The 13,042-nt window shown below is 60.6% G+C and carries 8 protein-coding genes; 7 read left to right on the plus strand and 1 reads right to left on the minus strand.

What is annotated here, in order from left to right; genetic code table 11:
* The first annotated feature begins 104 nt into the window (after nt 1-104).
* The 4 genes from OR601_RS01470 to malQ all read left to right on the plus strand — a co-directional run bounded on the left by OR601_RS01470 (nt 105) and on the right by malQ (nt 7,427).
* A complete protein-coding gene (locus tag OR601_RS01470) occupies nt 105-1,253 on the plus strand; it encodes a glucose-1-phosphate adenylyltransferase (RefSeq protein ID WP_168897415.1) in 1,149 nt (382 codons plus the stop codon).
* 2 nt (nt 1,254-1,255) lie between these two features.
* Nucleotides 1,256-2,350, plus strand: a complete 1,095-nt coding sequence (glgD, locus tag OR601_RS01475) for a glucose-1-phosphate adenylyltransferase subunit GlgD (RefSeq protein ID WP_265591963.1) — start codon at nt 1,256-1,258, stop codon at nt 2,348-2,350.
* Complete coding sequence (gene glgA / locus OR601_RS01480; protein ID WP_265591964.1) at nt 2,350-3,834, plus strand: glycogen synthase GlgA; 1,485 nt, start codon at nt 2,350-2,352, stop codon at nt 3,832-3,834. The genes glgD and glgA overlap by 1 nt, the downstream gene beginning before the upstream one ends.
* A gap of 86 nt (nt 3,835-3,920) precedes the next feature.
* Nucleotides 3,921-7,427: a 4-alpha-glucanotransferase gene (gene malQ, locus OR601_RS01485; RefSeq protein WP_265591966.1), complete on the plus strand. Its 3,507-nt coding sequence runs from the start codon at nt 3,921-3,923 to the stop codon at nt 7,425-7,427.
* Nucleotides 7,428-8,289: 862 nt separating this feature from the next.
* Here malQ and OR601_RS01490 read toward each other — a convergent pair.
* Nucleotides 8,290-8,793, minus strand: coding sequence for a nitroreductase family protein (locus tag OR601_RS01490; RefSeq protein ID WP_265591967.1), 504 nt, complete (start codon nt 8,791-8,793; stop codon nt 8,290-8,292).
* Between the two features lie 165 nt (nt 8,794-8,958).
* Here OR601_RS01490 and OR601_RS01495 point away from each other — a divergent pair, with 165 nt between their 5' ends.
* The 3 genes from OR601_RS01495 to OR601_RS01505 all read left to right on the plus strand — a co-directional run bounded on the left by OR601_RS01495 (nt 8,959) and on the right by OR601_RS01505 (nt 13,025).
* Complete coding sequence (locus OR601_RS01495) at nt 8,959-9,435, plus strand: hypothetical protein (protein ID WP_265591968.1); 477 nt, start codon at nt 8,959-8,961, stop codon at nt 9,433-9,435.
* Between the two features lie 118 nt (nt 9,436-9,553).
* Complete coding sequence (locus OR601_RS01500; protein ID WP_265591969.1) at nt 9,554-10,954, plus strand: FtsX-like permease family protein; 1,401 nt, start codon at nt 9,554-9,556, stop codon at nt 10,952-10,954.
* A 151-nt stretch (nt 10,955-11,105) separates the two neighbouring features.
* Nucleotides 11,106-13,025 carry an alpha-amylase family glycosyl hydrolase gene (locus OR601_RS01505; RefSeq protein ID WP_136012237.1) on the plus strand — a complete coding sequence of 640 codons (1,920 nt, stop codon included), beginning with the start codon at nt 11,106-11,108 and terminating at the stop codon, nt 13,023-13,025.
* The last annotated feature ends 17 nt before the right edge of the window (nt 13,026-13,042 follow it).

The raw sequence follows: 13,042 nt of genomic DNA on the forward strand, positions 1-13,042 counted from the left end.
CAGAGTAGTTCGTACTGTTCAGGAGTTTAGGGACGCCTCCCAAAAAAAGAGGCGTCCCACCCAAGGAGCCTCGAGCCGAGGTTTTCTACAGGAAGGGGAGTGTTATGAGCAAGAAGGAGTGTCTCGCGATGCTTCTTGCCGGCGGGCAGGGTTCCCGTTTAGGCGCCCTCACACGGTCGATCGCCAAACCGGCCGTGTCCTTTGGCGGCAAGTACCGCATCATTGACTTCGCGCTATCCAACTGCGCGAACTCCGATATCAACACCGTGGGCGTGCTGACCCAGTACCGTCCCTATCTGCTCCACAGCTATATTGGAACCGGTGCTGCCTGGAACCTCGACGAGCGCGACGGCGGCGTCTCCGTGCTCCCTCCGTTCGCCACCGAGACCGGCGGCTCGTGGTATGCCGGCACCGCGGATGCCATCTATCAAAATATCGGCTACATCGAGACCCAGGATCCCGAGTACGTGCTCATCCTGTCCGGCGACCACCTCTACTCCATGGACTATCGCAAGATGCTGGACGTCCATATCAAGAACAACGCCGACCTCACCATCTCCGTCATGCCTGTGCCCTGGGACGAGGCCAGCCGCTTTGGCATCATCACCAAAGACGACGACGGCTCGGTAGTGAAGTTCACCGAGAAGCCCGCCCAACCGGATTCCAACCTTGCGTCCATGGGCATCTACATCTTCTCCACCGATGTGCTCATCAACGCTCTGCGTGAAGATGCCAACGACCCCGATTCCGAGCATGACTTTGGCAACAACATCATCCCCAAGATGCTCGAAGAGGGCCGTCGCATCTATTGCTACGAGTTCCACGGCTTCTGGCGCGACGTAGGTACCATCGCCTCCTACCACGACACCGCCATGTCGCTTCTGGGCGCCAACCCCGAGTTTAACTTGGATCAGCCCGACTTCCCCGTCATGAGCAACGCCCCCACTCGCCCGCCCCATCTCATCGGCACCGCCGCCTCTGTGGATGACTCTTTGGTAGCCAACGGCTGCCGCGTCTTTGGCGAGGTCAAGCACTCCATCCTCTCCACCGACGCCTATGTGGGCCCACGCGCTCACGTGGTGGACTCCATCCTTCTGCCCGGTGCCAAGGTCATGGCCGGCGCCTACGTGGTGAATGCTATTCTCGGCGAAGGCGCCGTGGTAGAGGAGAATGTCAAGTTTGGTTCCGTCGACAAGCCCAAGGACACCGTGGTTGTTGGCGACAACGTTGTTGTAGGAAAGGGGGAGGAGTAATCGTGGATCGCTGCATTGGCCTCATTACCACCAATTACTCAGTCAAAAACCCGAGTGCCCTCACCGAGTCCCGTCCCCCGGCAGCGCTGCCCATCGCTGGCCGTTACCGCATGGTGGACTTCGCTCTCTCTAACATGGTCAACGCCGGCATGCGTACTGTGGGCCTGATTTTGCCCTCCAACTACCGCGCGCTCATGGATCATGTGGAGTCCGGCAAGGATTGGTCGCTGGACCGCAAGCATGGCGGCCTGTTCAACCTGCCGGGCTCCGCCTTTGGCTCCACCCGCTCCGGCGCCCGCTTCCTCATTCGCGACCTCATTGACAACCGCGTTTTCTTGGATCGCGAGAAGCGCCCTTACATCGTGCTCTCTGCCGCCAACATCATCTACAACATGGACTTCCAGGACCTCATCGACGAGCACTGCAAGTCCGGCGCAGACATCACCGTGGTCACCAAGCGCGCTGCCGAGGAGAACGTCTCTCTCACCGGCTTCCACGTAGACAACAACCGCGTGGTGGGCGTGCATCAGGGCGTGCAGTTTGGCGACACCTCCTTCCTGGATACCTTCGTGGTTTCCATTGACATCTTGAAGCAGCTGCTGGACTGGTATAAGTCTCTGGATTACCTGGACCTCTTCGAGGCCCTCACCGGCGACCTGGACCGCGTCAACGTGCAGACCTACACCTTCGACGGTCCTGCCATGGCAGTCTTTTCGGCCAAGTGCTTCTACAAGAACTCGATGAAGCTTCTGGATCCCGACATCGACGACGAGATCTTTGGCGACGAGCGGCCCATCTTCACCAAAGCCCACGACAATCCTCCCGCCAAGTACGAGCCCGGCGCCAAGGTATCCAACTCCCTGGTGGCTGGCGGCTCTCGCATCGCAGGCTGCGTGGAGAACTCCATCCTGGGCCGCAACGTGGTGGTGGAGCCCGGAGCCACCGTGCGCAATGCCATCGTCATGCAGTCCTGCGTGGTGGAGAGCGGCGCTCGCATCGAGAACGCCATTGTGGACCGCGACAACACCATCCCGGCCCGCACCGAGCTACGTGGCACGCTGGATGACATCCTTATTCAGGGGAAGGGACGCAGCTAGTGTCTGCTAAACAACGCAGGAAGCTACGCGTCGTATTTGCGTCGGCCGAGGCCGCTCCGTTTTCCAAGACGGGCGGCTTAGGCGACGTGGCCGGCTCGCTGCCTCAGGCGCTTGTGGCAGCCGGCTGCCGCGTCGTGGTGATGCTTCCTAAATACGGCACCATCAAGCAAGAGTACGTCGACCAGATGGAGCATGTCTGCGACTTCTATCTCAACATGGGGTGGAGAAGCGAGTACTGCGGTCTGGAGCGCATCCAGAAGGATGGCGTCGACTACTACTTCATCGACAATGAGCATTTCTTTAAGCGCGACGGCCTCTATGGCTACTTCGACGACGGCGAGCGCTTCGCCTTCTTCTCCAAGGCCATCACGGAGAGCCTCCAATACCTGCCGGATTTCCGTTGCGACATCTTGCACTGCAATGACTGGCAGACGGCTCTGGCCCCTGTCTTCTTGCGCGAGTATTACCAGGGCCTGCCGCTCTACGACAACGTGCGCACGGTCTTCTCGATACATAATGCCAAGTTCCAAGGCATGTACGGCGACTCAGTGCTGGATACCGCAGGCCTGCTCCCGGCACCCAATGCGGTACGCCAGCTCTACTGCGCACCGGATACCATCAACTATATGCAAGGTGCGCTCATCTACTCCGACCTGCTGTCCACGGTGAGCCCTACCTATGCCCAGGAGCTCAAGACCCCCTTCTTTGGCGAGGGCCTGGACGGTCTGTTCCGTCAGCGTTCCGAGTCGCTCCATGGCATCTTGAACGGCATCGACACCAAGTCCTTCGACCCGGCTACCGATCCCGCCATCGCCGCCAACTTCTCTGTGGGCGACATGGCTGGCAAGGCCGCCTGCAAGGCCGCGCTTCAGGAGGAGCTGGGCCTCGAGGTGAACCCCGGGCGCCCGCTGGTGGCCATGGTGACCCGTCTCACCAAGCAAAAGGGCCTCGATCTGGTGCAGTACTCGCTGGAGCGCCTGCTGGGCCGCTCCATTCAGGTGGCAGTGCTGGGCACCGGCGACCGCACCTACGAGGACTCGCTGCGCTACTTCGACTGGAAGTATCAAGGCTCCATGTGCGCTCGCATCGACTTCGACCTGGGTCTCTCCCAGCGCATGTACGCCGGCGCAGACATGTTCCTGATGCCGTCGCTCTTCGAGCCCTGCGGCCTGTCTCAGATGATCTCCATGCGCTATGGCACCTTGCCCATCGTGCGTGAGACCGGCGGTCTCAAAGACTCGGTCATCCCTTACAATCAGTTCACAGGCGAGGGCACGGGCTTCTCCTTTGCCAATTTCAATGGCGAAGAGATGGCAGACTGCGTCCTCAACGCAGCTGAGGTCTTCTGGACCAACAAGAGCGCCTGGGCGCAGCTCCAGCGCCAGGCCATGGAGGTAGATTTCTCCTGGACGGCTGCAGCAAATCGTTATATTGAGATGTATGGTTGGCTCCACCCCGAGGTTATTCCTCAGGAGCGCGCCTAACACCCCCGACCCCCTTGGACGGCCTGGAGGCGGCAGCGTGCCCTTCTTAAGCAGCCATTGAGGTTCAAGGGAGAAGAGAGGACACCATGAGAGCCTTTCACGACAGCAGGGGCTCCCGGTATAGAAATCCCGGCGGCGCCGCCCTTGTGGGCGGCGTCGTCACGTTAAAGATCGACGTGTGGGATGATCCGGGAACCCAAGCCACCATTCGCACCTGGGTTGACGGCGAAGGCGAGGCCTTCTGGCCCATGGAGCTTGAAGAGCGAGCAGAGGACGGCCGCCTCACCTTTGCCGGACAGCTGCCCTGCGAGGCGCTGGGCATCCTGTGGTACGCCTTCTTGCTGGAGGGTTCAGACGGCGTGGTGCGCTATTACGGCGCCCGCGAGGGCCGTACCGGCGGCGTAGGGCAGATGTATGACTACATGCCGCCCTCCTTCCAGATCACCGTCTACCATCAGCGCGAGGTCACTCCAGATTGGTACAAGGCCGGCATGGTCTACCAGATCTTTCCCGATCGCTATCGGCGCGATGATCAGTGGCGCCAGCGGGCCGAGGCTGCGCTGGAAACCCCTACGCAGGGTGTGCCTCGGGCTTTGGTGGAAGACTGGGATACGCCGGTGGCCTACCAGCGCGACGAGCACAACCGCATTACGGTTTGGGAGTTTTACGGAGGCTCTCTAGAGGGCATTCGCCAAGATCTGGATCGCATCGCTTCCATGGGATTTACGGCTATCTATTTGAATCCCATCTTCAAGGCCCAGTCCAACCACCGCTATGACACCGGTGACTACCTGGCCATCGATCCCATGCTAGGCACACTAGAGGACTTCCGCCGCCTGGCAGACGACGCATCTGAGCGAGGCATCTCCCTCATTTTGGACGGCGTCTTCAACCACACGGGCGTGGACTCCCGCTACTTCAATAAATATGGCAACTACGACTCGGTGGGCGCTTGGCAGTCGCCGGACTCTCCCTATCGCCCCTGGTACCTGATGGAGGAGGACGGCACCTACACCTGCTGGTGGGGTGTAGACGACCTTCCTGATACCGATAAGTCCAACCCTCAGTGGCAGGACTTCGTCTATGGTCCCGAGGGCGTGGTGCGCTACTGGCTTCGCCAGGGCGCCCGCGGCTGGCGCCTGGATGTGGCCGACGAGCTCAACGACCCCTTCATCGCTGGCATCAAGGCGGCAGAAACCGCCGAGTTGCCCGATGCCCTGTTGCTGGGCGAGGTCTGGGAGGACGCCTCCAACAAGATCGCCTACGGCGAGCTGCGCCATTACCTGTGCGGCGATGAGCTGGACAGCGCCATGAACTACCCCTTTAGGGCGGCGCTCCTAAGCTATCTGCTGGGTGAGCAAGGAGCCGAGGAGATCGCTGAGACCATGGCCTCCCTCAAGGAGAACTATCCCCCTGAGGCCTTCTATGCCTGCCTCAACCTGCTGGGCAGCCATGACCGCCCACGCTTGTTCACGGTGCTGGGCGGCGCACCGGACAAAGACTCCATGACCGATGAGCAAATGCGCGAGTACCGCCTCTCTGAGGGCCAGAAGGGCCTGGCCAAAGGTCGCCTTTGGCTGGCGGTGCTGGTGCAGATGTGCTCTCCTGGCGTGCCCTGCGTCTACTACGGTGACGAGGCCGGAGTCGAGGGCTACACCGACCCATACAACCGCTCCACCTATCCCTGGGGCCACGAGGACCCCGACACTCAGGCCATCTACCACAACGCCATGGCCCTGCGCCAGCGCTTCCCCATGCTGGTCAACGGCGGGTTCGAGCCCTTCTCGGCAGGCCCCGATGTCTACGGCTTCTGGCGCACTCCCGGTCCCGGCGACGAGGAGTCTGGCGAGTGCATCTGCGTGCTGGTGAACCGGTCGCTCTCGGCGGTTCATGAGGTGTCGGTGCCTTTGCGCGCGCCTCAGGTCGACGATCTGGTAAGCGGCGTCTCGCCGGTGGTGGAAAACGGCGAGGCTCGCGTCACCTTGCGCCAGCTGGGCTCGGCAGTGCTTTACTTCCACGGCACGCCTCCCCTGGTAAAGCCGCTGGAGCACGGTCAAGGCGTGGTGGCTCACATCACCTCGCTGCCCAACCCCGACGGTCCCGGCACCCTGGGTCCTGAGGCCTTTGCCTTTGTGGACTTCCTCTCACAGGGTCGCCAGCGCTATTGGCAGGTGCTGCCCATCAATCCCTGCGATGCCTTTGGCAGCCCCTATGCAGGTCCCAGCGCCTTTGCGGGCAACCTGGCGCTGGTGCACCGCGGCGGCCTTACCTTTGAGGAGCTCTACCGGGCATGGAATGAAGGGGCTCCTACCCAAAAGTTCCCCGAGTCTTTAGTGGTGGCCGCAACTCCTGTGGCCGAGGTATTCTCGGCAGAAAACTTTGAAGCCTTCCGCCAAAATGAGGCTTCGTGGTTGGTGCCCTACGCCACCTATCAGGCCATTCGCGATGGCGTGCTGGCAGGGGAGATCCTGGTGGACCCCCAGTGGCTACGCACCCAAACTCCCGGCGAAGTGGAAAGCGCGGCTGAGGAGGTATCGCCGGAGGTGGTTGACACCTCGGAGATGGGAACGCAGGATACGGCGCAGGAGGCTCAGGATCGCGAGGAGTCGCTGGAAGATGTGCCCTGGCAGAGCTGGCCGGAGCCCTACCACAGCTACTCGCCAGAGCTGGCCGCCCGCCCCGAACTGGCCGAACGCGTGCGGTTTCACGAGTTTTGCCAGTGGCTCTTCTTTGTGCAGTGGCAAGCTTTGAAGGCCTACGCCAACGAACATGGGATTCAGATTATTGGCGACATCCCCATGTATGTGAGCGAGGACTCTGCCGATACCTGGTCGCATCCGGAAGTCTTCAATCTGAATGCGCACGGTCACAAGAAGGAGTGCGCGGGAGTGCCGCCCGATGGCTTTGCTCCCGAGGGCCAGCTTTGGGGTAACCCCACCTACAACTGGAACTATCTGGCAGACACCAATTACCAGTGGTGGCTGGAGCGTCTGGGCCATCTCTTCAGGCTCTATGATTACCTGCGCTTGGACCACTTTGTGGGCTTTGAGAACTACTATGCAGTGCCCCATGGCAAGACGGCGTTGGAGGGTCAATGGAAACCGGGACCGGGTGTGGACCTCTTCCGCACAGCGGCGCAAAAGTTTGGGCCGCTGCCGGTGATCGCCGAGGATCTGGGCATCATCACCCCTGCCGTCCGTGGCCTTTTGGCCCAGTGCGGGTTCCCCGGCATGGATGTGCTGGAGTTCTACGACGGCGACCTGCGGGGCGGCTATCTGCCAGCTCCTGAAAAGATCGCGTACACCAGCACTCACGATACCGATACTCTGCTGGGCTTCGTGCGCAACGCCTACGGCATCACCGACATGAACGAGAGTCGTACGTTGGCAGAGCGCATCATGGTAGACGCCCTGCGCTCGGGTGCGCCGGTAGTGATGATGCCGCTGCAGGATGTGCTGGGGCTGGGCTCTGAGGCTCGCATGAACGTGCCCGGCACAGCTGTCGGCAACTGGAAGTGGCAGGCTACACAGGAGGATCTGGACTCTGCGGTGCCGCTGCTTTCCACCCTCACCCTAGAAGCGCAGCGCTCCTAGGGAGCGGAGCTGCTCGAAGCTTCATCAGCTTGATGGGCCTCCCGCTGGCCGTGTTGCCTGTGTGGACACAGAATAAGCCTGACCTCGAAATTCTCCGGGGTCAGGCTTTTGCGGATTTTTGGACAGACAGCGTGCTGTGATGAGGAGTACTGACCTGCGTCAATACTCCTCATTCTGTAGGCCAAATCTACCTTCATTATTTACAAGTACTCTTTATTTACAAGTACTCTTTGCGCTCAGAAGGGGGCAGTTTGAAAGTAGAGCTACTTTCAAACTGCAAAGCCCCAGGTAAAATCTGGAAGGTCAAAAGCAGACCTACCTTTGAAATGGGGATGCAGGGCAGATGAGGTTTGAACTGAGCGGCACTTCACGCCTACTAAGTACCATTTCACGCCTACTAAGTACTTAGTAGGCCGATTTTGCCCAAAATCGGCACCACTTTTTATTTAAGTATTACGTCAACCAAGCTCACAGAGTTGGTTTCATATTAAATTGTACTTAGTAGGCGCGTGCCGGAGGAAATGCACGGAGGAAATGTGCTTAGTAGGCGCGGGCGCTGTCGCTTTTTTGCGTCTTGGCCCCACAGATCACATTTCTCATCGAGCCCTGCAAATCCTGGATGTAGTGACTCGATTTTGCCGTCTTCATCTGGGGTTATAGGGCAGCTGATAGCACACCCTCCATCCGGGTCCCCATGTTCAAATTTGCCTTCCGGATTTAAACGCCCAAAAAGAGATGTTGACCTGCGCCAACATCCCAATCCACTGCATGCTTTTTGTCCTGTTAGCCCCCTTTTGCTTTTGCAGGAGAGCTGTGAGTGCGATAGCCAGTTAAGAGTGAGACAGCCAGATGACTAGATCGGTTACTGCACCCACCGAATGCGGGACTCGTCAAAGCGCGAGGGCCCGGTGGGTTGGCGCTTGTCGGCAGGATGGCCCACAGCAACAAGCGCGAAGGGGGCCAACGTGTCCGGGCAGCCCAGTACCTGGGCGACGGCACGGGAGCGCTCCTGATTGGGGGCGACGCCCAGCCACACGCCGCCCAAGCCAAGCTCGCAAGCTTTGACCAGCAGGTTCTCCGTAGCAGCCGAGAGGTCTACCAGCGCATATTCCGGCGCTCGCAGGTCTTGGGCGCGCAGGCAAGGCACGATGCACACCGGCGCCTTGGCGGCAGGCCCGGCGTAGGGGCTGGTGCGGCTCAGGCTTTCGCGCATAGCTGCGTTTTGCACTACGTAGAATTCCCAGGGTTGCTGGTTCACTGCAGAAGGCGCGGCCATGGCGGCGGCTAGAAGCTGGCGAAGCTCCTCTTGAGTCACAGGCTCTGGGGTGAAGGTACGCACGCTTCTGCGTTCCATGATGGGATCCATAGATGCCCTTTCATAAAAGGTTGACGATTTGGCAGACGCTGGATGGGCTTGCTGCTTGGCGGGTAGTGGAAAGAGCGGGCGGGTACAAGCCCTCTTAGTACACATCCCAGGCCCGGAGGCAAGAGTCAGCCGCTGGGCTTGCCAGTGCAAAAGAGGTTGATACCCATGAAGAAGCTGCCTCCCATCGAGAAGATCTATGAAGCCTGGTCGGCCATCGAGGACGGCCGCATCACCCTGTTGGACGACGGCACGCAGGCTGTGGTCACTTCTAGCGACGGCGCCAAGAGCTACCGTGTGGTGCGTCAGATCGAGGACGGCAAAATCATCTATCGCTCCAACGACAAGGCCACCTATTGGCAGGGTTATCCCGGCTACCCGGTGATTGCCATGCTTATGATGGAAAAGCAGCTGCCTTTGGACCTCACGGTGGCCGGTTGGTTTGCCGGCGTCAACTGGCACGAGGTCAACATGGCTCACAAGAGCGACTATGCGGCTGCTTTGCAGGAGGTCATCGAGGAAAAGGGGCTCAAAAAGGAGCGCGTGACCCATGCCCGCCAAGATGCCGAGAAGGTCATGGATGCCCTCAAGGCCTTGGATGTCCAGGTAGGGCGTCTGTCTACCCGAGCAAAGAAGTCGGATTAGGCCCCTAGGCAGGCGGCCTAGCCTTACAGCTCTGTGAGCCAGATGTAAGGCAGCTCGATGGTACCTGCGTGCCTGTCGGCCCACCATGGATGAGGTCTCAGACAGAAAGGCCTCATCCATGTATCTCAAACTCGCGCTGGGCAACGTGCGCCGAAGCCTCAAGGACTACTCGGTGTTCTTTGCCACCCTGGCCTTCGCGGCCTGCTTGCTGTATTCCTTCTCGGCATCTGGGGATTACTTGGACGCCATGGTGCTGAACCCGGCGCAGCGGGCGGTGATGGGTTCCCAGTCGCTGGGCAATCTCATGAGCGCCTTCTCGGTGTTCGTGGTCATCGTGTTCGCGTTTCTGGTGAGCTACGGCTTTAGGTTCATCTGCCGACGCCGCAAAAAGGAGCTCGCCCTCTATGCTCTTCTGGGCATGGAGTCGGCGCATGTGTCGCGCATCCTTATCTACGAAGGAGCTTGCGTGGGAGCGCTCTCGTTTGTGGTGGGCATTGGCGCGGGCTTGCTGCTTTCCCCGGCCTTCATGGCTCTCGAAGCCGCAGTCTTTGGTGTGGGCTGGGTGCTGGCGCCGGTCTTTTCTGCCTCGGCCTTCCAGTGGACGCTGGGCTGCTTTGTGGCGCTGATGGCTGTGGCTTGCATGGCTTCGGGGCGCGTGGTGGCCAAGAGCACTCCTGCCGCGCTTCTGTCTGCCGAGAAAAAACCGGAACAGTTGGCAGGCGCTTCTCGGCCGGCTCTAAGGCGCCTGCAGCTGGCAGCGGGTGTGCTGCTGGTGGCGCTGGTGTGGGGCTGCGTGCTTATAGAGCCCGGGTTGTTCTTGGGGATGCTTCTGCCCTTTGGCGTAGCGGCGCTCTTTGGCACCTACCTGCTGTTCAGGTCGCTGGCTCAAGGGGTGCCGGCCTGGCTGCGCCGCCATCAGGCCCGATATCTGGTGGGGTTGCGCCCCTTCACGCTTAGGCAAATGGAGGCCAAGGCGTCCAGCTCGGCCATGGCGCTGGCCATGGTGTGCGTGCTTTTGGCCTGCGGGCTCTGCATGATGGTGGGAGGCCTGGCCTTTTCCATTGGCATGCGGCTAGATCCTTCTGCCGCGGCTCACAGTGGAGCGGCTGGTCCCATGATGTGGGCGCCCATCGGTTTTATTGGGCTGTTCTACGGGATCGCCTTTGTGCTCTCGGCCATGGCGATCTTGGCGTTGCAGCAGCTTTCCCAGGCTGCCGACAGCTTGAGCCGCTACCGCCTCCTCAAAGACCTAGGAGTAGAGTCCAAGATGATCTGTGGGTCGCTCAAAGCCCAGCTCGCGGTATATTTTGGAATGCCGCTGGCAGCGGCGCTGGTCCACGATATGGTGGGCATGACCCTGGTGGCCCTTTTGGCCGCAGGCGCAGGCGCCGCGCATTTTTGGCCTATGGTCGCCGTCACAGTCCTGTGCGAGCTGGGGCTCATGGCCGTCTACTATCTGGTAACCTACGGCGAATGCCGCCGGATCTTGCTGGGTACCAACGCAGAGGAGCGCGCCTAAGCCAAGGCTGGCTGTCCGCAGAACAGCGACCCTGCGCAGGACTTCAGTCCTGCGGCTAGATAGTTCACAGGTTGAAGCAAAGTTGAAATGAGAGACTGCCTTGGTTAGACTCGGTGCTCCCTGCCTTGTGACTGCGTCGAGAGGAGCCTCCATGCCCTGGTACGACGAGGCCGTCTTTTATCACATCTACCCGCTGGGCCTGCTAGGTGCGCCCAAGCAAAACGATTATGGCGAGCCGCAGCACCGCCTGGCGCAGCTGGTGCCCTGGCTCGATCATCTGCAGCGCCTGGGTGTCACCGCCCTCTACATTGGCCCGCTGTTCCAAAGCGTGGGCCATGGCTACGAAACCACCGATTACCGCTGTGTAGACAGCCGTCTGGGCACCAATGACGACCTGCGCAATCTAGTGTCCGCTGCTCACGATCGCGGCATCCGTGTGGTCTTCGACGGCGTCTTCAACCACGTGGGACGCGACTTTTTTGCCTACCAAGATCTGATTAAACGCCGAGAAGAGAGTCCCTACCGCGACTGGTTTGTGAACGTGAACTTTGGCGGCAACAACTCCTTTGGCGACGGGGTGTCCTACGAGACATGGGGTGGCTACGACCACCTCATCAAGCTCAACCAGCGCAACGGCCAAGTGGTCCAGTACCTCTGCGACGTCGTGCGCTTTTGGGTGGCAGAGTTCGACGTCGACGGCATTCGCCTGGACGCTGCCGACGTCTTGGACTTCGACTTCATGCATGCTCTGCGCCAGGTGGCCAACGAGGTGAAGCCCGACTTTTGGCTCATGGGCGAGGTGATCCACGGCGAGTACAGTCGCTGGGTCAACGGCGACACCCTCCATGCGGTCACCAACTACAGCCTGCACAAAGCCCTCTATAGCGGCCATAACGACCACAACTACTTCGAGATTGCCCACACCGTCAAGCGCAACTACGACATGGGCGGCGACCGCGTGGACGGCCTGCGCCTCTACAACTTTGTGGACAACCACGACGTCAACCGCATTTGGACCAAGCTTGCCGACAAGCGCCACTTCTATCCGGTACACGTCCTTGAGTACACGCTGCCTGGCACGCCTTCCATCTACTACGGCAGCGAGTTTGCCATCGAGGGCGAGCGCACCAACTGGGCCGACGACATGCTGCGTCCCGCTCTTTCCCTCGCCGACTTCGCCGATTCTCCCTGGCCTGCCTTCTTTGCACGCTTGGGCCGGGTGCGCCATGAGACTCCCGCGCTTTCTTACGGCGAGTACCGCGAGCTGGCCCTCACCAACCGCCAATACGCCTTCGCGCGCCTGCTGCCTCAGGGATCTGTGATCGTGACGGTGAACAACGACGACAATCCCGCGACTCTTCAGGTTGACGCGCTGGGAGCCTCTGCCTATGAAGGGGCCCTCACTGGCCGAGTGGCGACGGCCCAAGACGGCCAGGTGGCCCTTCCCACCGACGGCTGCTCCGGCGACATCTGGCGCCCTGTGGAGGCTGCCAACAACGCTGACGCTGCAGCCGCTCAGGCTCAGGCAGATGCCGATGCCCAAGCTATCGCCATGGCTGCTGCCGATGCTCAACGCCAGGCAGACGACCAATGGGTCGCCCAAGCTCAAGCCTTCAGCCAGGCCCAGCGTGCCGCCGACGACCAGCGTGCTCAAGATCAGGCTCAGGCAGAAGCCCTTAAAGCCGCCCGCGAAGCTGCCGAGAAGGCCGCGGCCCAAGAGGCTGCAGCTCAAGCAGAGAAACGGGCGCTCGAAGAGGACTTGCTGGCCCGGGTGCGCGATGCGGTGGCTGCTGAGGCTGCAGCAGAGGCCACAGCTGAGGAGTCCGCACCTGATGGGTGCGAGACTCCCGGCGGCGCAGCAGCTCAGGGACAACCGGAGACTCTGCAGCTCACCATGGACTTCTTTCTCGGTAAGGAAAAGCCTTACGAGGAGATGAGCGTGCAGGAGCTGCAGCTCTCGGTGCTGGCGCAGATGGCCATGCGCGGCGAGGTCACTCCACAGATGCGCAAGGACGTGGCTGAGAACGTTTATCACGACTCGCTGGTGAATTGGGCCAAGAGCTTTAACTAGCGGTGAGCTGGTAGAGG

The sequence above is a fragment of the Leptogranulimonas caecicola genome (assembly GCF_023168405.1).
In the GTDB taxonomy this organism is placed as follows: Bacteria; Actinomycetota; Coriobacteriia; order Coriobacteriales; family Atopobiaceae; genus Leptogranulimonas; species Leptogranulimonas caecicola.

Coding starts and splice junctions, on each gene's coding strand:
- OR601_RS01490 (WP_265591967.1), bottom strand. CDS start 8,793: ATGGATCCCATCATGGAACGCAGAAGCGTGCGTACCTTCACCCCAGAG.
- OR601_RS01470 (WP_168897415.1), top strand. CDS start 105: ATGAGCAAGAAGGAGTGTCTCGCGATGCTTCTTGCCGGCGGGCAGGGT.
- malQ (WP_265591966.1), top strand. CDS start 3,921: ATGAGAGCCTTTCACGACAGCAGGGGCTCCCGGTATAGAAATCCCGGC.
- OR601_RS01500 (WP_265591969.1), top strand. CDS start 9,554: ATGTATCTCAAACTCGCGCTGGGCAACGTGCGCCGAAGCCTCAAGGAC.
- OR601_RS01505 (WP_136012237.1), top strand. CDS start 11,106: ATGCCCTGGTACGACGAGGCCGTCTTTTATCACATCTACCCGCTGGGC.
- OR601_RS01495 (WP_265591968.1), top strand. CDS start 8,959: ATGAAGAAGCTGCCTCCCATCGAGAAGATCTATGAAGCCTGGTCGGCC.